Source organism: Mycobacterium sp. 4D054 (assembly GCF_052245755.1).
Taxonomy (GTDB): domain Bacteria; phylum Actinomycetota; class Actinomycetes; order Mycobacteriales; family Mycobacteriaceae; genus Mycobacterium.
On the sequence record NZ_JBQQCF010000010.1, the window covers coordinates 14564 to 33603 of the forward strand.

The 19040-nt window shown below is 70.8% G+C and carries 20 protein-coding genes and 1 pseudogene; 15 read left to right on the top strand and 6 right to left on the bottom strand.

The window, feature by feature from the left end:
- Nucleotides 1–50: 50 nt before the first annotated feature.
- The 5 genes from ACTWP6_RS09835 to ACTWP6_RS09855 are packed head-to-tail and all read left to right on the top strand — an operon-like array spanning nucleotide 51 to nucleotide 4072.
- A complete protein-coding gene (locus ACTWP6_RS09835; protein ID WP_443187517.1) occupies nucleotides 51–998 on the top strand; it encodes a DUF4129 domain-containing protein in 948 nt (315 codons plus the stop codon).
- On the top strand, nucleotides 995–1477 hold the full coding sequence (locus tag ACTWP6_RS09840) for a hypothetical protein (protein WP_260756303.1): 483 nt from the start codon (nucleotides 995–997) through the stop codon (nucleotides 1475–1477). The genes ACTWP6_RS09835 and ACTWP6_RS09840 overlap by 4 nt, the downstream gene beginning before the upstream one ends.
- On the top strand, nucleotides 1474–2436 hold the full coding sequence (locus ACTWP6_RS09845; protein ID WP_443187518.1) for an AAA family ATPase: 963 nt from the start codon (nucleotides 1474–1476) through the stop codon (nucleotides 2434–2436). The genes ACTWP6_RS09840 and ACTWP6_RS09845 overlap by 4 nt, the downstream gene beginning before the upstream one ends.
- On the top strand, nucleotides 2433–3647 hold the full coding sequence (locus tag ACTWP6_RS09850) for a DUF58 domain-containing protein (protein WP_443187519.1): 1215 nt from the start codon (nucleotides 2433–2435) through the stop codon (nucleotides 3645–3647). Before ACTWP6_RS09845 ends, ACTWP6_RS09850 begins: the two co-directional genes overlap by 4 nt.
- A 29-nt stretch (nucleotides 3648–3676) precedes the next feature.
- Nucleotides 3677–4072, top strand: coding sequence for a hypothetical protein (locus ACTWP6_RS09855; protein WP_443187520.1), 396 nt, complete (start codon nucleotides 3677–3679; stop codon nucleotides 4070–4072).
- Here ACTWP6_RS09855 and ACTWP6_RS09860 read toward each other — a convergent pair.
- Nucleotides 4044–5594, bottom strand: a complete 1551-nt coding sequence (locus tag ACTWP6_RS09860) for a phospholipase D-like domain-containing protein (protein WP_443187521.1) — start codon at nucleotides 5592–5594, stop codon at nucleotides 4044–4046. The genes ACTWP6_RS09855 and ACTWP6_RS09860 overlap by 29 nt on opposite strands.
- 69 nt (nucleotides 5595–5663) lie before the next feature.
- Nucleotides 5664–6593 carry an AraC family transcriptional regulator gene (locus ACTWP6_RS09865; protein WP_260756308.1) on the bottom strand — a complete coding sequence of 310 codons (930 nt, stop codon included), beginning with the start codon at nucleotides 6591–6593 and terminating at the stop codon, nucleotides 5664–5666.
- Between the two features lie 80 nt (nucleotides 6594–6673).
- Here ACTWP6_RS09865 and ACTWP6_RS09870 point away from each other — a divergent pair.
- The 4 genes and pseudogenes from ACTWP6_RS09870 to ACTWP6_RS09885 all read left to right on the top strand — a co-directional run.
- Nucleotides 6674–7009: pseudogene (locus ACTWP6_RS09870) on the top strand (SDR family oxidoreductase); the annotation flags it as partial.
- A gap of 17 nt (nucleotides 7010–7026) precedes the next feature.
- The gene (locus ACTWP6_RS09875; protein ID WP_443187591.1) at nucleotides 7027–7509 is read left to right on the top strand and encodes an NmrA family protein; all 483 of its coding nucleotides are present in this window, start codon (nucleotides 7027–7029) and stop codon (nucleotides 7507–7509) included.
- Nucleotides 7506–7934: a pyridoxamine 5'-phosphate oxidase family protein gene (locus ACTWP6_RS09880; RefSeq protein ID WP_443187522.1), complete on the top strand. Its 429-nt coding sequence runs from the start codon at nucleotides 7506–7508 to the stop codon at nucleotides 7932–7934. The genes ACTWP6_RS09875 and ACTWP6_RS09880 overlap by 4 nt, the downstream gene beginning before the upstream one ends.
- Nucleotides 7935–8002: 68 nt before the next feature.
- A complete protein-coding gene (locus ACTWP6_RS09885; RefSeq protein WP_443187523.1) occupies nucleotides 8003–8461 on the top strand; it encodes a thiol-disulfide oxidoreductase DCC family protein in 459 nt (152 codons plus the stop codon).
- 24 nt (nucleotides 8462–8485) lie between these two features.
- Here the strand turns inward: ACTWP6_RS09885 and ACTWP6_RS09890 are convergent, their stop codons facing one another.
- Nucleotides 8486–10570 (bottom strand): M13 family metallopeptidase, encoded by a 2085-nt coding sequence (locus ACTWP6_RS09890; protein ID WP_443187524.1) that lies wholly within the window; start codon nucleotides 10568–10570, stop codon nucleotides 8486–8488.
- 39 nt (nucleotides 10571–10609) lie between these two features.
- Here ACTWP6_RS09890 and ACTWP6_RS09895 point away from each other — a divergent pair, with 39 nt between their 5' ends.
- Both ACTWP6_RS09895 and ACTWP6_RS09900 read left to right on the top strand, forming a co-directional pair.
- Entirely contained in the window at nucleotides 10610–11197 is a 588-nt protein-coding gene (locus tag ACTWP6_RS09895; RefSeq protein ID WP_260756313.1) for a hypothetical protein, read from the top strand.
- Nucleotides 11194–11883: a hypothetical protein gene (locus ACTWP6_RS09900; RefSeq protein WP_443187525.1), complete on the top strand. Its 690-nt coding sequence runs from the start codon at nucleotides 11194–11196 to the stop codon at nucleotides 11881–11883. The genes ACTWP6_RS09895 and ACTWP6_RS09900 overlap by 4 nt, the downstream gene beginning before the upstream one ends.
- 24 nt (nucleotides 11884–11907) lie before the next feature.
- On the opposite strand, the gene ACTWP6_RS09905 is transcribed toward ACTWP6_RS09900, so the two are convergent.
- Together ACTWP6_RS09905 and ACTWP6_RS09910 are read right to left on the bottom strand one after the other, a co-directional pair.
- Entirely contained in the window at nucleotides 11908–12399 is a 492-nt protein-coding gene (locus tag ACTWP6_RS09905) for an XRE family transcriptional regulator (protein ID WP_443187581.1), read from the bottom strand.
- Complete coding sequence (locus tag ACTWP6_RS09910; protein ID WP_443187526.1) at nucleotides 12399–15317, bottom strand: MMPL family transporter; 2919 nt, start codon at nucleotides 15315–15317, stop codon at nucleotides 12399–12401. The genes ACTWP6_RS09905 and ACTWP6_RS09910 overlap by 1 nt, the downstream gene beginning before the upstream one ends.
- 272 nt (nucleotides 15318–15589) lie before the next feature.
- On the opposite strand from ACTWP6_RS09910, the gene ACTWP6_RS09915 reads away from it, so the two are divergent.
- From ACTWP6_RS09915 to ACTWP6_RS09930, 4 genes are all read left to right on the top strand, one after another.
- Nucleotides 15590–16012 carry a hemophore gene (locus tag ACTWP6_RS09915; RefSeq protein WP_260756317.1) on the top strand — a complete coding sequence of 141 codons (423 nt, stop codon included), beginning with the start codon at nucleotides 15590–15592 and terminating at the stop codon, nucleotides 16010–16012.
- A gap of 137 nt (nucleotides 16013–16149) precedes the next feature.
- Nucleotides 16150–16542: a heme-binding protein gene (locus ACTWP6_RS09920; RefSeq protein ID WP_260756318.1), complete on the top strand. Its 393-nt coding sequence runs from the start codon at nucleotides 16150–16152 to the stop codon at nucleotides 16540–16542.
- An 82-nt stretch (nucleotides 16543–16624) separates the two neighbouring features.
- Nucleotides 16625–17293 (top strand): response regulator transcription factor, encoded by a 669-nt coding sequence (locus tag ACTWP6_RS09925; protein WP_260757888.1) that lies wholly within the window; start codon nucleotides 16625–16627, stop codon nucleotides 17291–17293.
- Between the two features lie 27 nt (nucleotides 17294–17320).
- Complete coding sequence (locus ACTWP6_RS09930; protein WP_260756319.1) at nucleotides 17321–18661, top strand: sensor histidine kinase; 1341 nt, start codon at nucleotides 17321–17323, stop codon at nucleotides 18659–18661.
- Here ACTWP6_RS09930 and ACTWP6_RS09935 read toward each other — a convergent pair.
- Complete coding sequence (locus ACTWP6_RS09935) at nucleotides 18653–19036, bottom strand: DUF3054 domain-containing protein (RefSeq protein ID WP_260756320.1); 384 nt, start codon at nucleotides 19034–19036, stop codon at nucleotides 18653–18655. The genes ACTWP6_RS09930 and ACTWP6_RS09935 overlap by 9 nt on opposite strands.
- Nucleotides 19037–19040: the final 4 nt, after the last annotated feature.

Below are 19040 nucleotides of genomic sequence, written 5' to 3' on the forward strand. Positions count from 1 at the left end.
AACTCAGGCCGGCGGCGGCCCGGCCGTCGGTGCTGGAGCCAGGGGTGGCCATGCCCGAGAAGACCGAGCCGGCGGCGCACGACAAGGCGGCACGCACGATCACGGTGATCGTGCTGACCCTGCTGGCCATCACGGCGCTGCGTGGGTATCTGCCGGACGCCGGTGGTGACCCGCCTCCCGATCAACCCGCCGAGGCAGGTCCGGGGAGCCTGATCGCGGTCATCGCGATGCTGGTCGTGTCCGTCGCCGTGATCACGATCGCGGTTTTCGCGCAGGCGTCGCAGCGCGCCGCGGCCCCGCCGCCGGGGGAGCCGCCCCGGACGGCGCGGGAGCGGGGTGTCCCGATCCGCTGGCGGACGCTGCTGATCATCGGTGCGGCGCTGACGGCGTGGACGCTGCTGGTGCTGCTGTTGATGCGGTGGGTGCCGGCCGTGGTGCTCGACGAGCAGACGGTGCCCGACACACGGGCCGACGCCGCCTCCAGTGCCGAGACGACCCCCGACGCCGAGCCGCCGGCCGGTCCCTACGACGGTGCGGTGTTCGCCGCGCTGCTGGGCACGACGGTCGCGCTGTTCGCGCTCGCGATCGTCGCGGCGCTCACCGGCCGAAGGCACGCCCCGGCACCCGCGGTGCCCACCGAGCCCGCGGCGCCCGGACCGGCCGCCCCGGCACCCGACCTCGCCCGGGCGGCCGAACTCGGTCTGGCCGAGATGGGCGATCTCAGCAGGGACCCCCGGCAAGCGATCATCGCGTGCTACCTCGCGATGGAACGCGAACTGGAGAAATCGCCCGGCACGACCCCGCGGGATTCCGACACCCCGACCGAGGTGCTGGCCCGCGCGATCCGGAGCGGCGCCGTGGACGCCGGCAGCGCCACCGAACTGGTCGAGCTGTTCGAGGAGGCGCGGTTCAGCCCGCACCTGATGAATGAGGGCCACCGCGTCGACGCGGTGCACGCGCTGCGGCAGGTGCAGCGCCAACTGCAGGCGGCGACATGACGAAAGTCGTTGTCGTCGGTGTGTTTCTGATCGTCGTCGTGCAGGTCTTCGCCGTGACGCAGCTGGAGCGGGAGCTCGTCCTGGTGGTCACCGGCGCGGCGCTGGCGTGCGTGCTGATCGGGGTCCGGTCGCACCTGGATGGCGGGCCCGACGACCGGGCCGAGACCACGGCCGACGAGGCGGCAGCGGCGATGCGTCGCTGGTTGTCCCGCACCGAAACGCTGATCTCGTGGTCGGAGTCCACCCGGGCCGACTGGGATCGGCGGCTGCGGCCGATGCTCGCCCGGCAGTTCGAGCTCGCAGCCGGACATCGGAAAGCCAAAGACCCGAGGGCATTTCACGCCACCGGCCGCATGCTGTTCGGTGACGAGCTGTGGCCGTGGGTGGACCCGGAGAACATCTCCCGGACCGGTAACGCCGAGCCCGGCCCGGGCCGGCGCACGCTCGACGAGATCCTGCAGCGGCTGGAGCGGCTGTGAGCACCCCCGCGGTGACCACGGCGCGGTGTGAGGCCGTCCTCGACGAGATCGGCCGTGCCGTCGTGGGCAAGCGCCACGCGCTGAACCTGATCCTGATCACCGTGCTGGCCCGCGGGCACGTACTGGTGGAGGATCTGCCCGGGCTAGGAAAGACGTTGATCGCCAAGTCCTTTGCCGCCGCACTCGGCCTCGAGTTCACCCGCGTGCAGTTCACGCCCGATCTGCTGCCCGCCGACCTGCTCGGCTCGACGATCTACGACATGCAAACGGGCCGTTTCGAATTCCGCCGCGGCCCGATCTTCACGAACCTGCTTCTCGGCGACGAGATCAACCGTACCCCGCCCAAGACCCAGGCCGCGCTGCTGGAGGCGATGGCCGAACAGCAGGTCAGCATCGACGGCGTGACACATCCGCTGCCGCAACCGTTCCTGGTGCTGGCCACCGACAACCCGATCGAATACGAGGGCACCTACCCGCTGCCGGAGGCGCAACTGGACCGGTTCGCGATCCGTCTCGAGTTGAAGTATCTGACCGAGGCGGAGGAGACCACGATGCTGCGCCGCCGCCTCGACCGCGGATCGGCGGCCGCGACGGTGCAGCAGGTCGTCGACGCGCACGACCTGCTGGCGATGCAGGAGTCGGTGGAGCAGGTCAGCGTCCACGACGACGTGCTGCACTACATCGTGTCGCTGGCGACCGCCAGCCGCCAGCACCCGCAGGTCGCCGTCGGGGCCAGCCCACGCGCCGAACTGGACCTGGTGCAGCTCGCACGGGCGCGCGCACTGTTGCTCGGCCGTGACTTCGTCGTCCCGGAGGACGTCAAGGCGCTGGCCGTGCCGACGCTGGCGCACCGCATCAGCCTGCGGCCCGAGATGTGGGTGCGGCGGGTGCAGGGTGCCGACGTGGTCGAGGATCTGCTGCGCCGCACACCCGTGCCGCGTGTGCGGGACGCGACGTGACGACCGTCGAATTACACTGGCGCGCCTCGGCTCTGACCCGCTCGGTGGCGACCTGCGCGGCGGTGGCGATCGTCGCGGCGCTGCTGGCGGGACGATGGGAGCTCGCCGCCTTCGCCGCGCCGCTACTCGGCGTGCTGTGCTCGGTGGGTCGCCAGCGCGGCGTGCCGGCGGTGACGGTGTCCGCCGAGCCGGCTTTCCACAGGTGCTTCGAGGACGAGCCGGCCCGCGTTCAGGTGTCGGCCGGCTCCAACGACGGCGGCCCGGTAGCGCTGACGTGTTCCGTGCCGACCGGTATGACGATCGACGAGACCGACGGCGCGGACCTGACGGTGCGGGCGACGCGGTGGGGCCGGTACCCGATTCGCGCCACCGTGACCGTGAGCGGGCGCGGCGGCCTGATCGAGGGGGTCGGCGCGGCCGACGCCGCCGAGGTGTGCGTGTTCCCCGTCGCGCCACCACAATCCACCCCGATTCCGCGGACCGACCTGCTCGACCGGCTCGGCACGCACCTGACCCGGCATGTCGGCCCCGGCGTCGAGTTCGCCGACATCCGCCCCTACGTCCCCGGCGACCAGTTGCGCACGGTCAACTGGCCGGTCAGCGCCCGCCGGGGCGCGCTGCACGTCACCGAGCGGCTGACCGACCGCGCCGCCGACGTGGTGGTGCTGGTCGACACGTATCCGCAGCCGCCCGGTCCGGCCACCACCGCCACCGAGCGGACCGCCCGGGGTGCCGCACAGGTGGTGCAGAGCGCGCTGCGGTACGGCGACAGGGCCGGTCTGGTCACCCTGGGCAGCCGCAGCACCCGGTGGCTCGGCGCCGACATCGGGCAGCGGCAGTTCTATCGGATCCTGGACACGGTGCTCGGCGCGACAGACACCTTCCAGACCGCCACCGGCACCCTCGCGCCGCGCCCGGCCGTCCCGACCGGCGCCATCGTCATCGCGTTCTCCACGCTGCTCGACACCGAATTCGCGTTGGCCCTCATCGATCTGCGTAAGCGCAGTCATCCCGTGGTCGCCGTCGACGTGCTCGAGGGCAGTCCGATCGAAGGCGACCACGACCCGCTGGTGCACCGCATGTGGAGCATGCAACGTTCGTTCATGTACCGCGACATGGCCACCGTCGGCGTCGACATCGTCGGCTGGCCGGATGCGGTGACGCTGGACCAGGCGATGGCGCTGGTGCCGGCGCGACGGGCACGCCGATGATCGCGGGTCCGGCACATCGATTGACAATCATGGCTTTCGGCGTGCTCATGGTGGCTGCGGCCGGGTACCGGGCCGACGGTTACGCAGTGTTGGCGGTCGGGTTTTCGCTTACGGCGGTGCTGGTTTCGGCATGGGCGCGGCCCGCGGCCACGGTCGCGGTGCTGGGCGCGGTGCTGACCGTCGTGCTGGCCGATCCGGCGCCGATGTTCACGGTGCTGGCCGGGCTGGCGGCCGCGGCGTACCTCGTCCTACGCCACACCGTGCCGACGGCGCCGACGATGTACTTCGCGGTCGGGTTCGCCGGCGCGGCTGCCATCGCGGTCCTGCTGCCGGTGCAGGCGCCTTGGCTGCCGCTGGTGGCGCCGTTGACCTTGCTCGCCGGATATCTGTTGGCGCTCAAACCTTTTGTGAGGCCACGGCACTGACCATCGACCACAGCCGCGGCGCGACCCTGGTCAGCGGCCAGGTGATCATCCCGGTGGCCACCGCGATCGCGCTGCGGGTGATCGAGGGTGGCACGTGGTCGGGGTCCATCAGCTCGTTCTCGGCGAGCGGGCTCGCATCCGCCGACACCATGAACTCGGTGAACTTGCGCAGCGAACGGCCCGAACCACGCAACGCGTCGATTGCGGCGAGGAACGAACCGCGCCGCAACGCCTCCCGCCGGAACTCGGCCGGCTGCACGCCCAGATGCTCGGCCACCAGGGCGTCGCGAGTGTCCACGATGTGGCGCCGTACCTTGTCGCTGCCCGTCGGCGGGGCCTCCAGCGCGACGTCGCACTCGCTGTCGAAACCCAGCGAGCGGTTGTTGAGGTTCGACGAGCCGATACGCAGCAGCCGGTCGTCGACCACCATCACCTTCGAGTGCACGTACACCGACTGCCCGCCCTTGACGGCCGGCCAGTACACGCCGAGCCGGCCGTGTTCGTCGGCGTCCCACAGCATGCGCAGCAGCCGCTCCCGCGCACTGTCCATCGACTGCTTCTCAAGGCGGCTCTCCGAACTGCGGGGCAGCACGATCACCACCTCAGGGCCGTCGGGCTCGCGTAACCGCGCGGCCAGCGCCTCGGCCAGCCCGCGCGCCGCGAGGTATTGGTTCTCCAGATAGATCACGGTCTTCGCGGCGGCGATCCCGGCGAAGTCCAGCGCCTCCACCTCCCGCACCTCGGGGCGGCCGGGCAGGGTGGGAAGGGTGCGGGCCACGCCCACCTCCACGTCGCGCAGCGCGGGCCGCAGCCCGTGCGGCCACACCGGCTCCCGCGGCGAGACCGGCGGCAGCGCCCGTCCGGTCGCGGCGCGCCAGCGGTCACGGGCCTGCTCGGCGAGCACCCGGGCGGCCGGGCCGTCCACCGCGGCGGCGACCTCGTGGCGCGGTCCGTAGGGCTGTCCCGCCGTGCGTCTGCCCGGATCGTCGGGAAGATGCGCCCGGGTGTCCCAGCGGCCGACGGTCAGGTCGATGCCACCGCAGAACGCCACCGCGTCGTCGACCACCACGATCTTCTGGTGGTGCACCGCGCCGGTGGGACGCGCCCCGTCGACCGCGAAATGCAGGCGGCTGGAGGTGATCTGATTGAGCAGCGCCACCGGCGCCACCCCGAACCAGAACCCGTCGAACGCAGGCAGCAGCCGCAGGTTCGACTTCAGCAGATACACCTGGAGGTGACGGCGGCTGCACAGCAGCCAGTGCAGGAACAGACCCAGATGGTCCGGCCCGGACAGCGTGGGCCCGGTGGGCTCGAAGGCCGTCCGGGAATCGAGATCCCAGCCGATGAGCATGATGCGGCGCTCGGCGCGCAGCATCGCCGCCTTCACCGCGACCAGGTAGTCGGCTCCGTCGACGATCGGGGTGAAGCGGCCTGCCCGCGCCGTCTGCCAGCACGTCGTCCCCGGCACGAGAAGCCGGTCGTCGGGCCCCCCGTCAGGCGGGCTCTGCAACTGGTCTGACATCCGTCTCACCTTCGGCCGGCGACGCGGTGGCCCGGGTCTCTAGAGCGTAGGCGGTCCCGGACGGCCCCGTCAGGCCACGGTGCGCCGGAACTCGCTGGGGTTGACGCCACGGACTCGTTTGAACGCCGCGCTGAACGCGAACGGGTCCGAGTAGCCGACGGTGCGGGCGACCTCGGCCAGGGTCGCCGCCCTGCGCTCCCGCATCACATCCACGGCCAGTGTCATCCGCCAGGCGGTGAGGTAGGTCAGCGGCGGTTCGCCGACCAGCTCGGTGAACCGCTTGGCCAGCGTCGACCGCGATACCCCGGTGCGCTCGGCCAGCTGCGAGACCGTCCACGGCGCGGCGGGCTCGGCGTGCAGCAGCCGCAGCGCGTCACCCACCACCGGGTCACGCTGGGCGCTCCACCAGGCCGGCGGTTCGCCGCCGGGCCGGTCGAACCACTCGCGCAGCGTGCACACCAGCATCCAGTCCAGCAGCCGGTCGAGCACCACCTGCTGGCCGGGGATGTCGAGCGCGACTTCGGCGGCCAGGTGGTCGAGCACCGCGTCACCGGTGCCCCCGCCGGGGACCCGCAGCACGGTCGGCAGCGCGTCCAGCAGGGGTCGGTTGATCTCGCCCTGCACCGGGTAGGCGCCGACGATCAGCGTGGTTGCCCCCGCCTCGTTGTGCGCGACGTCGTTCCAGCCCAGCCGGTGTCGGGTGCCGCCGAGTTCCGGGGTCGCGCAGAACTCTCCGCATGCGAGCGGCTCCGCGGCGGTGCCGGGTGTGTCGACGAACCTGAACGTCGCGGGGCCCTTCACCACGACGGTGTCGCGGGCGCGCACCGGCTCGGCGTCGCCGTGTTCCGGCACGACCCAGCCCGCGCCGTCGAGCACCGTGCACAGGGTCAACGGTGCTCCGTCGACGAAATGTAGCGACCACGGCGCGGACAGCGTGGACGCGCCGAACAGCGAACCCTGTGCGCGCACCCCGCGGCAGAGGTCGTCGAAGACGTCCATCCCGCCAGGCTAGACGATCGCACAGGGAAATCGGCGGATCACCCATGGATTCGTCCAGTCGAGGGCCGTTGACTGGGGGCATGGCACACGACACCACACTCGTCCTCGGCGCCACCGGCAAGACCGGCAGGCGCGTCACCGCCCGGCTGCGACTGGCCGGCGTCCCGGTGCGCACCGCATCGCGGTCCAGCCCCACCCCGTTCGACTGGACCGACCCCGACGGCTGGGACGCCGTGCTCGACGGCGTCGGCACCGTCTACGTGGTCGCCCCGACGGTGCCGGGCCCGGTCGATGAGTTCATCGCCCGGGCAGAATCGGCGGGGGTGCGGCGCGCGGTCCTGTTGTCCGGCCGGGGCGCCGACACCTGGGGCGACTCCCCGTTCGGGCTGGACATGCGGTCCGCCGAAGACGCCGTGCGCGGCTCGGCGCTGGAGTGGACCATCCTGCGGCCCAACAATTCGACCAGGACTTCGACGAGGACGTGTTCCACGCGCCGCTGCTCGGCGGAACCCTGGCGCTTCCGGCGGGCGAGGTGCCCGAGCCGTTCATCGACGTCGAGGACGTCGCCGACGTGGCCGCCGCGGTGCTCACCCAGCCGGGCAGGCATGCCGGGCGGGTGTACGAGATGTCGGGGCCACGCGCCCTGACCTTCGCGGAGGCGGCCGACCTGATCGCCCGCGCGTCCGCGATGCCCGTGACCTACAAGCAGATATCGGCCGCCGAGTACACCGCGCAGCTCGTCGACGACGGGTGGGCCCGCGCCGACGCCCAGCACGTCGCGGAGATGTTCGTGATGATGGAGCGCGGATTACTTGCCGAACCCGCGGACGGCGTCACGCAGGTGCTGGGCCGGCCGGCCCGCACGTTCGAGGACTACGTTGTTCGGGCCGCGGCGGCCGGAGCGTGGCACCGATGACCGCGGTCGAGACCGCCCTGACCCGCGAGGACCGGGACTTCCTGCGGCGGCCGCTGCACGGGTTCCTGACCGTGGCCGCGGGCCCGGTGCCCCCGCAGCCGCGGCCGGTGTGGTTCGAGCTCACCGCCGACGACACGATCGAGCTGTTCACCGCCGCGGGCGCCGCCAAGGTGCGGCAACTGCGCGCCGACCCGCGAGCCTCCCTCGTGGTCGCCGCACCGGTCGGCGAACGCGAACGGTGGGTGTCGGTCACCGGCCCGGTCACGGTGGCACCCGACGGGGCCGCTGACCTGGCCAGGCGGCTGGCCGCGCGGTACTGGGACCTCGACGACCCGGTGCGGGCCGCCGATCTCGAGGCGATGCTGGCCGACGAACACCGTCGGGTGGTGCTGTGGCCGCAGCGGGTCAGCCGGTTCGCGGTGTGACATATCCCGCGGGGCGGGACCGGTTGCCGGCCGGCGCATCGGGAACCCGTCGGGCAAGGAGGTTTCCGATGTCCGGGACTCACGACCGCTCACCCGCCCCCGGCGCCCCGACCCGGCAGGACCCGCCGGTGCTGCTCTACGACGGCGTCTGCGGGTTCTGCAACGGCGCCGTCCAGGCCATTCTGCGTGTGGATCGGCACGGGTCGCTGCGGTTCGCCGCGCTCGACAGCGACTTCGCCCGCGGCGTCATCGCCCGCCACCCGTTCCTCGCCGACGTCGACTCGGTGGTCTTCGTCGACGACCCGGCAGGACCCGACGAGCAGGTCGCGGTCAAGTCCGCCGCGGCGCTGCGCGTCACCGACTACCTCGGCGGGCCGTGGCGGGCCCTGCGGGCCGCCGCGGTCATCCGGGCCCCGCTGCGCGACCGGCTCTACGACGGCTTCGCCCGGGTCCGGTACCGGATCTTCGGCAGGCATGACACCTGCCCGATCCCGGCGCCCGAGGTGCGGGCCCGCTTCCTGGACTAGCCCTGAACTAGCGGAGGTCCCCGCTCAGTTCCAGATGTGCACGCGCCGTTCGGGTTCCAGATACAGCTCGTCGTCGGGTCCGACCCCGAACGCGTCGTAGAACGCGTCCATGTTGCGGATCACGCCGTTGCAGCGGAACTCCGGCGGCGAGTGCGGGTCCACCGCCAATCGCCGGATCGCCTCGGCTTCACGGGATTTCGTGCGCCACACCTGGGCCCAGCCGAAGAACACCCGCTGCTCGCCGGTCAGCCCGTCGATCACCGGTGCGGTCTTGCCCTGCAGTGAGAGTCGATACGCGAGCAGTGCTATTGAGAGGCCGCCGAGGTCGCCGATGTTCTCGCCGACGGTGAACGCGCCGTTCACATGATGCGACGGGTCCAGGTCGCGCGGCACGAACTCCTCGTACTGTTCGATCAATGCCGTGGTGCGCTTGCCGAATTCGGCGCGGTCCTCGTCGGTCCACCAGTCCACCAGGTTCCCGTCGCCGTCGTACTTGGCGCCCTGATCGTCGAAGCCGTGTCCGATTTCATGACCGATCACCGCGCCGATGCCGCCGTAGTTGGCGGCGTCGTCGGCGTCGGCGTCGAAGAACGGCGGCTGCAGGATCGCGGCCGGGAACACGATCTCGTTCATGCCGGGGTTGTAGTACGCGTTGACCGTCTGCGGCGTCATGAACCACTCGTCGCGGTCCACCGGGCCGCCCAGCTTGGCCAGATCACGGTCGTACTCCAGCGCGTAGCCGCGCCGGTAGTTGCCGTACAGGTCGTCGCGGGCGATCTCCAGCGCGGAGTAGTCCCGCCACTTCTTCGGGTAGCCGATCTTCGGGGTGAACTTGTCGAGCTTGACCAGTGCCTTCTCCCGCGTCTGCGGAGTCATCCAGTCCAGCGAGTTGATGCTGACCCGGTAGGCCTCGCGCAGATTGGCCACCAGCTCGTCCATCCGCGCCTTGGCTTGCGGCGGGAAGTGCCGATCCACGTACAGCCGGCCCAATGCCTCACCCATCAGGCTCTCCACCACCGATACGCCGCGCTTCCAGCGTTCGCGAATCTCCTCGGTGCCCGACAGTCTGCGCCCGTAGAACGAGAAGTCCTCGGCGATCAGTTCGTCGGTGAGCAGGAACGCCCGGGCGTGGATCACCCGCCAGCGCAGCCAGTTCTTCCAGTCCTCCAGGCTCTCGCCGGCCCACAGCCCGGCGAACGCGGTCAGGAAATCGGGCTGGCGCACCACCACTTCGGCGGCCTGGTCGTCGCGAGCGCCGAGTCCCGACAGCCAACCCGGCCAGTCGAATCCGGGCGCTTGCTCGACGACCTCGGCGAACGTGCGCAGGTTGTAGGTCAGGTCGGCGTCGCGGCGCTTGACCACGTCCCAGTGCCCGGCCGCGATCTTGGTCTCCAGCGCGACGATGCGCTCTGCGGTGTCGGCGTGATCCTCGGCGCCGCCGCCGTAGACCAGGCCGAACATCGCGGCGATGTGCCCCGGGTAGGCGGACAGGATCTCGGCGTGCTGCTCGTCGCGGAAGTACGACTCGTCGGGCAGCCCGATCCCGGACTGGGTCAGGTGCAGCAGATAGCGCTCGGAGTTCTTGGAGTCGGTGTCGACGTACAGGCCGGTGCCCCCGCCGACGCCGGTGCGCTGCAGCGCGCCCATCACGCGCGCGAGCGCGTCGGGGCTGTCGGCGGAATCGATGGCGGCGAGCTCGTCGAGCAGCGGGGTCAGTCCGCGTGCCCGCACCGTGTCCTCGTCCATGAAGCTGGCGAAGAGGTCCCCGATGCGGGACGCGTCGTTCGAACCTGAGATGCGGGACGCGTCGTTCGAACCTGAGATGCGGGACGGGTCGGTTGAGCCTGAGCTGCGGGACGCGTCGGTGCCGTGCGGGGCGTCCCCACCGGCCACCTCGTTGATCAGGTCGCGGATCTGTTCCTCGGCGCGGTCGTAGAGCGTGCGGAAGGCGCCGTCGGTGGCCCGGTCCGCCGGGATCTGGTACTCGGCCAGCCAGCGGCCGTTCACGTGGCCGAACAGATCGTCCTGCGGACGGGCGTCGGCGTCGACGTAGCGCAGGTCGAGTCCGGACTTGGTTGTCGACTTGGGCGATGTAGCTTCTACCGTCACCCCACAAGCCTGCCAGAACGTGCCGGTACCCTCACGCGCATGCCCGATGACGAGCCGGAACCGCGCACTGACGGGATCATCAGCCGCTACGGCGTCGGGTCGGCGGTGCTCGCGGTGGTGGGGGTCGCCGCGGTGGTGCTGGCGGTGATGATCTGGAACGGGCACCGCGCCGACACCGCGGAACTGAGGTACCGCGGTGAGGTGCTGCAGACCGCCGTCGACTGGACCGGCGTGCTGATCAACATGAACAAGGACTCCGTCGACGCCGACATGACCACGCTGCACGAGGGCACCGTCGGCCAGCTCAACGCCGAGTTCGAGACCGCCGTCGAGCCGTACCGCAAGCTGGTGCAGACGCTGCAGTCGCGCACCACCGGGCAGATCGACTCGGTCGCCATCGAGACCATCCACCATGCCGAACCCGGTGACGAACCCGGCGCCGCGCCCGACCCCGAGCAGGGCCTTGAGGGGTTCTCGTCGCGCACCGACACCGTGATGGTGGTCGCGACCTCGCTGTCGGAGAACGCCGGCACCGAGAAGCCGCAGACGGTGCGCTGGACCCTGCGACTGGACGTGACCGACGTCGACGGCAGGCTCGCGATCTCCCGGCTGGAGCCGATCCGATGAGGAACCGGCTGCGTGTGCTGGCGTTCGATGTGCTGGCGCCGGCGGCGGCGGTGGCCGCGCTGGTGTACATCGGCGTGGCGCTGGGCTGGCCGCTGTGGTGGGTCGCGGTGTGCTCGGTGCTGTGCGTGCTGGTGGTCGAAGGGGTGATCGTCAACGCGGTACTGGCCCGCCGCGACAAGGTGACCTTCGGCACCGACGACGACGGTCCCGGGCTGCGGCTGGCGGTGGTCGCGACGACGACGGCGGCGCTCGTCGCTGCGGCGGTGGTCGGATACACCCAGTGGACCCGGCCCGACCAGACGTTGCGTGACGACAGCGCCGAGGTGACCGGCATCGCCAGCAGCGTCGCCGAGGCGTCGGCGACGTTCACGCCGCAGAACCCCACCTCGTCGATCGACCGCGCCACCGGCATGATGTCGGCCGCCAGCGCGGAGCGATTCCGCAACGAATTCGCCGCCGTCGCAAAGGATCTGGGCGGACGGAACGTGTCGGCGCAGGCGAGCACGGTGTCGGCCGGCGTCGAGGCCATCGGGCCCGACGCCGCGAGCGTCGCGGTGATCCTACGCGGCACGCAGAGCAGCCCGGGCCAGCGGCCGGCCACGGCGGTGCTGGCGCTGCGGGTCACGCTGTCCAAGAGCGACGGGCGCTGGCTCGTCGAGGACGTCGCGCCGATCCACTCCCGCTGAGGCCCCGCCGCCCAGGGCCGTGGGTCAGTCGGTGGTGCGCTGGGATCGCATCTTGGCGAAGCGCTCCGAGAGTCGGCCCATCCTGATCATCAGGGATGCCGGCGGGCTGGTGGTGCCCCGCAGATAGGCGGCGAAGTCGTCGGCGGGCACGCCGATCCGTGACGCGAACTCCTGCTCGCCCAGACCCGAGCGCTCAAGCAGCAGGTGCACGTGGCGCGCCACTTCCGCGCACTCATTGGCCTCCAGGTGCTCGCGAGTGCGGTGCAGCACCTCCGACATCGCGCGCGACACCCCGTAGGGCCTGGCGGTCTCGAGCACCTCTTCGACCTGTCGGGCGGTCCTGCCGAACGGATCCCGCTTGATCGCGACCACGATGCGCTGCCACACGGCGAGGTCGTCGTTCTCCAGCGCGGCCCGGATCGCAGCGGTCGGCCAGAACTCGACCGGACGGTCGTCGGCGGGCGGGTCGGCGCGGCGGTCTGTGCCGCGCACCTCGGGCATCTCAGGGGCCACCATCACCTCGTCTCCTCCAACATGGCCACTGCCACCGCGAGGCAGCGTTGCCTGACCCGCGCCCACTCGGACTCCCCGTCGGCGCCGGCCGCGGCAAGGTCCGGCCCGTCGGCCGGAGCGGGCTCGGCCAGGCGCCGCACCAACTGGGTGGCCACCCAGTACGGCCTGGCCGGTTGACCACAGTAGTACCGGTCCATGCCGGCGAGCACTTCTGCCGCGGTGTTGGCGTCCATCGAATCCACCAGCTCGGCCAGGTCGTCGTAGTCACGGGCGCTGTTGCGCTGCAGGATCAGGAAGCTCTTCAGCCGCAGCGTCTCGGCGCCGGTCGGGATCTGCAGCCGGTCGCCGGTGGGCAGCAGCACGTTGGTGGTCTCCATCGGGCTGATGCGGGCCAGCGGGGGTTGCCCGTTGCCCTCCGCGCCCCGGGCGTCACGTTCGACGGCCAGCGCGTCCAGGGCGACGTCGAGTCTGCCGCGCCACATCGTCACCGGGTGCTTGGGCAGTTTGACCGCGACGGTCTTGCCGTGCGCCCGGTTGCTGACTGCCGCGGTGATCCGCTCGTCGCGCCCGAGGCGGCTGCCGGTGGCCTTGCCGCACGGCTGGCAGCCGCTGAACGCGAGCGGGTCGGCAACGGTGATCGCTTGTGGGACAAGGGTTTTTAGTTTCGCCGCGGACTTGACCACGGTGCGCAGATCCGAACCGGACGGTGCCAGCGCGGAAATGTCGTCGGGGATGATCACCAGGTCGCCGATGTCGGCCTTGGGGAGCGGCTTCTCGAAGTCCACCGACGGCAGGATGCGGTCCAGCCAGCGTGGCAGCCACCAGTTCCACTCGTCGAACATCGCCATCAGGGCGGGCACCAGCACCAGCCGCACCACGGTGGCGTCCACCGCGATGGCCACCGCGCAGGCGACACCGAGCTGGGCGACCAGCGGCATGCCGGCGAACGCGAACCCGATGAACACCGCGATCATGATCAACGCGGCGCTGGTGATGGTGCGAGCGCTTGTGGACACGCCGTAGGCCACGGCGTCGCGGGTGTTGCCGGTCTGCAGGAACCGTTCCCGGATCCGGGTGAGCAGAAAGATCTCGTAGTCCATCGACAACCCGAACGTCAGCGCGAGCACCAGCGGCGGGATCGTGCTGTCCAGTGACGAGATCTGCTTGAAACCGAGGTCGGACAGCCAGCCCCACTGGAACACCACCACCAGCGAGCCGTAGGCGGCGGCGACCGAGAGCACGGTCATCAGCACGCCCTTGAACGCGAGGAACACCGACCGGATGGAGACCAGCAGCATCACGAACGCGATCAGTGCGACGAACAGGAACACCAGCGGCTGGGTTGCTGACACCCGGTCGTCGAAGTCCTTGATCAGCGCGGTGGGCCCGCCCACGTCGACGCGGGCGGCGTCACCGGCCACCGGCGGCAACTGGTCGCGCATCCAGTCGATGGTGTCGCGGGAACCCATATCCTCGGGATCGACCGACAGCACCGCCGACAGCAGCGCGCTGCGCCCGTCGGTGCCGAACACCGGCGGCGACACCGACACGGTGTTGGGGGCCTGGCCCATCTTGTCGCGGAGCGACTCCAGCAACGGCACCTCGGACTGGGCCGTCTGTCCTTCGGGGACGGTGACCAGCACCCGGACCGGGCCGAGCGCGCCTGGGCCGAGCGCCTCGGCCGCGGCGTTGACCCCACCGCGGATCTCGTGGGTCGGGTCGAACTGCCGCTGCATGCTGTTGCCGAGCACCATCGAGAACGCCGGCGCGGCGAATGCCAGCAGCAGCGCGGCGGCGGCCGCCGCCGAGAGCCACGGCCTGCGCATGACCCAGCCGGTCCAGCGGGTCCAGAACTTCGACTGGGTGGCCTCCACCCCGCGGCCCCAGTGCAGGTACGACGACCGCTTCGCGGCCCGGCGGCCGAACGTGGCCAGCACCGCGGGCGTCAGCGTCGTGGAGGTCAGCACGGCCACGGCCACGGCCAGGATCGCACCGGTGGCCATCGACTGCAGCACCGGGGTGTTGATCAGATAGATGCCGGTGACCGACGCGATGACCGTCAGGCCCGACAGCACCACGGCCAGACCGGACGTGGCCATCGCCGCGTCGACGGCGTCCTCGGGTTCGCGGCCGGCGCGCAGCTCCTCTCGGAACCGCATCAGGATGAACAGCGAGTAGTCGATCGCCACCGCGATGCCGAACATCGACACCGTCGAGGTCACGAACACCGACATCGTGGTGTACATCGACAGCAGGAAGACCAGGCCCATGGTCACCACAACGGTGCAGATTCCCAGCAGCAAGGGCATCGCCGCGGCGGCCAGCGAGCCGAATACCGCCAGCAGGATGATCAGGACGATCGGGAAGTTCCACTTCTCGGCCTGGGCGATGTCGTGTTTGGTGGCCAGCGTCGCCGCGGCGCCGAGCGCGCCCTGGCCGATGACGTAGAGCCGGACCTTGCCGTTCTCCATCTCACCGGGCTCTTCGCCGTCGACGCCGATCTTCTCCCGCAGCTGCTTGGCGACGTCGACCGCACCGGTGTTCTCGAAGTCCAGCTGCAGCGTGATCACGTACGGGCGGTCGGGCTGCGGCGGCGGCTGTTGCGGCGTCGGGACGACCTTGACGCTGGGCACCTCGGAGGCGAGGCGCTCGAGGTGGGTGACCGCGTCGGCCATGTCCTGGAACGACGCGTCGGGGCGCGGTGCGGCGACCAGGGCGAGCGGGGAGGCGCCCTGGTCGGGGAACTGCGCCTCAAGCTGGCGCTGCACGTAGAGCGACTGCGAACCTTCGACCTCGAAGCCGCCGCCGGTGAGGTGGCTGGACTGGTTCATCGCCAGATACACCGAGGGCACCAGGAGCAGGAGCCACACCGCGAACACCGCCCAGCGGAACCTGCGCAGGTTGCTGCTCAGGCGCATCATGAACTGCTGGATCGGAACTCCCCACTTTCTCCCCGGCTGCCGATAGCGAGAGGGTACAGCAGGTTTCTGTCAGTTCGCCGGGCTGAAACAGCTGGCAGAAAATGCCTCATCCAGGGACGATGCCTGCGGGTTCGGTCGCTGTATTGGTCAGGCCCGAGGGGGCGATGGCAGTATGGCGGCGGAGCTACACAGGCGTCGGGGACCCTCTGCTCATCATCGCAGCACGTTTGCGAAGCACGTCACGCGTGTTAGCGAACTGTTAGGAGTTCGTCATGCATCTGCCCGTGAAATTCGCCGCCGTGATCGCCGGAGGGGCCGGCATCGCGATGCTGACCGGCCCGATCGCGGTCGCCGCGCCCGATCCGTGCGCGGCCAGCGAGGTTGCCAGGACCGTGGCCGAGGTCGCGACCTATACCGGCAACTACCTGGAGGCCAACCCGAAAGCCAACGGGGCGATCACCGCGATCTCCCAGCAGCAGGAGGGGCCGCAGTCGATCGCCGCGCTGAAGGCGTACTTCGACGCCAACCCGCAGGTCGCCTCCGATCTGCAGCGGCTCCAGCAACCGTTGGTCGCGCTGTCGGGCAAATGCCGGCTGCCGGTGACCCTGCCGCAGGTGTTCGGGTTGATGCAGGCCGCGCAGCAGAGCCCGGCGTTGCCCGCCGCCCAGAACGCCGCGGTCACCGCGACCGGCTGACCGGCCCTTTCTTGTAGAAGTTCTCATCAACGGTTAATCGCTCGGCAAGAAAGTGCGCGGCGCGTCTGCTTAGCTTTCTAGGATGGTCTCGACCGGCGACCGAAACGGCCCGGTCCACCTCTGACGAAGGAGCCTCCATGGTGTTCTCGGCCCCAGCTGTGCGTCGCACGGTCCTGGGTGTGCTCGGCGCAGGCGCGGTTTCCGGCGGGATGCTGTTCGGTGCCCTGCCCTCGGCCTCTGCTCAGCCCGCTCCGCCACCGCCGAACTGCACGGCAGCCGACTTCTCCGGGGTTGCCTCCGGTGTCTCCGCGGCCACGTCGGCCTACCTCTTCACCCACCCCGACGTGAACGCGTTCCTGACCGGCCTGCACGGCAAGCCGCACGAGCAGATCCGCACCGAGGTCGCCGACTACCTGGCCATGCATCCGCAGGTCGAAGCCGAGCTGCGCGGTGTCCGCCAGCCGCTGACCGACATCAAGCATCGTTGCGGGTTCACCCCTGACGACCCCGACGGCCCGAACTTCCCGTAACGCGGTGCAGGACAGGGTGGACACTCCGCCTGCTCATGGGGGGGAGCTGTCCGCCCAGGACGGCGCGGGTCGGACGGTGTTGATGGTCGACGACGACCCCGACGTCAGAACGTCGGTGGCGCGTGGTCTGCGGCACTCCGGGTTCGACGTCAGGGTCGCCGCGACGGGCAAGGAGGCGCTGCGGCTGCTGTCCAGCGAGTCGCACGACGCGCTCGTGCTCGACGTGCAGATGCCCGAGCTCGACGGGGTCGCGGTGGTGACCGCGCTGCGTGCGCTGGGCAACGACATCCCGATCTGTGTGCTGTCGGCCCGCGACACCGTCAACGACCGCATCGCCGGGCTGGAGGCGGGCGCCGACGACTACCTGACCAAACCGTTCGACCTCGGGGAGCTGGTGGCACGGCTGCACGCACTGCTGCGGCGCGCGCACCATTCCGCGCCCACCTCCGACTCGATGACGGTGGGCTCGCTGACCATCGACACCGCGCGGCGACTGGTGTTCGTCGCCGGGGAACGGGTCGAATTGACCAAGCGGGAGTTCGACCTGTTGGCCGCGCTCGCGGAGAACGCCGGCGTGGTGCTGAGCCGGCAGCGGTTGCTGGAGCTGGTCTGGGGTTACGACTTCGACGTCGACACCAACGTCGCCGACGTGTTCGTGTCGTATCTGCGCCGCAAGCTCGAGCGCGACGGTCTGCCCCGGGTGATCCATACCGTGCGCGGCATCGGCTACGTGCTTCGTGAAGAGCCCTGACATGCGGGTGAGCTGACCCTGCCCGCCGTGCCCCGCCTTCCACGATTCCTGCGATCGGCGTCCCTGCGCACCAGGGTGGCGATCGCCGCGGCCGCCGCCGCGGCAGCGGTGGTCGCGGCGTTCACGATTCTGACCTCGCTGGTGCTGGCCGGCAACGACGAGGCACAGCTGGACCGCCGGTTGGACGCGATCGTCGACGCCAGCGTCTATCCGGACCAGCTGTCCGATCCCCGGCGCGGGGTGCTGCAGACCGGCCGGGCGCGCTCGTCGGGCCAGGTCGTCTACCAGCGCGGCTTCCAGCTGCCGCCGCTGCCGCCGGGCACCGACACCGTCATGGTCAACGGCGTCGAATACCGTGTGCGCACCATCCCGTCGGAGCAGGAGGGCGGGGTGCTGATGTCGATTGGTATCCGCGCCGACAGCATCCTGCTGAGCCGGGCCAGGATCCCGTTCTACATCGGGGTCGGGGTGGTCACCGTGCTGCTGGCCGGGGTGCTGGGCTGGTTGCTGGCCGGCGCGGCGATCAGGCCGTTGCGCAAACTGACCGAACACACCAAACGGCTCGACCACGGCACCGCGCAGATCCCGGCGGTACACGGGGTGCGGGAGGCCGAGGACCTGTCCGAGGCGATGAGCGCGATGCTGGACCGGCTCGCCGCCGCGCAGCGGGCCACCACGAATTCGCTGCAGGCCGCCCAGGACTTCGCCGCCAACGCCGCCCACGAGCTGCGCACCCCGCTGACCGCGATGCGGGCCGACCTCGACACCCTGCGCATCCACAACCTGCCCGAGGAGGAACGCGAGGAGGTGGTCGCCGACCTGTCGCGCGCTCAGCGCCGGGTCGAGGCCATCATCACCGCGCTCGGTCAGCTGGCGTCGGGGCAGCTCGCGCAGGACGAGGACCGCGAGGTCATCGACGTAACCGACATGCTCGACCGGGTGGGCCGCGAGAACATGCGGGTCCGCCGGGACGTGCAGATCGAGATCGACGCCGCCGACGACCTCGGCACCGTGCTGGGCTGGCCGGGCGGCCTGCGGCTGGCGGTGGACAACCTGGTGCGCAACGCCGTGACCCACGGGCAGGCCGGCCGCATCGTGCTCGCCGCGCACCGCGACGGCGGTGTGGTCACCATCGTCGTCGACGACAACGGCCGCGGCCTGCCCGCCGAGGAACACGAGGCGGTGCTGGGCCGGTTCTCCCGGGGCAGCACCGCCGCATCCGGGGGTTCTGGGCTGGGTCTGGCGCTGGTCGCGCAGCAGGCGGCGCTGCACGGCGGGACGATCACGCTGTCCGACAGCCCGCTCGGGGGTCTGCGCGCAACCCTGACGATCTCCAACGATCTTGCACCGCAGGAGTTTTCAGGCTGACGGACGACGCGCCAGTACCCGTGCCCCGGCTCGCCAGCCCAGCAGCAGCACCGCGGTGGTCAACGACGCGACGACGATGAAACTGACCGCGGTGCCCTGCCCGGTGGCCTTGCGCAACAGCATCCCGACCACGATCGTGGCGACCCACACGATCAGCCCGGTCGGCGCCGGCGACGTCGGCTGTCGCCAGGCCCGGCTCACCAGCCAACCGGCGACGGTGCCGGTCAGGAACGGCCAGGCCGTCTCGGCGATCCCGGTGACGGTCAGGCCCTCGGCGTGGCTGCGCCGCCCGATCGTGCAGAACACCACGACGCACACGAGGTCGGCGGCCAGCGCCTTCAGCGCGGTCGCGGAAGACGGGGAGTCGGTCGTCACGAGA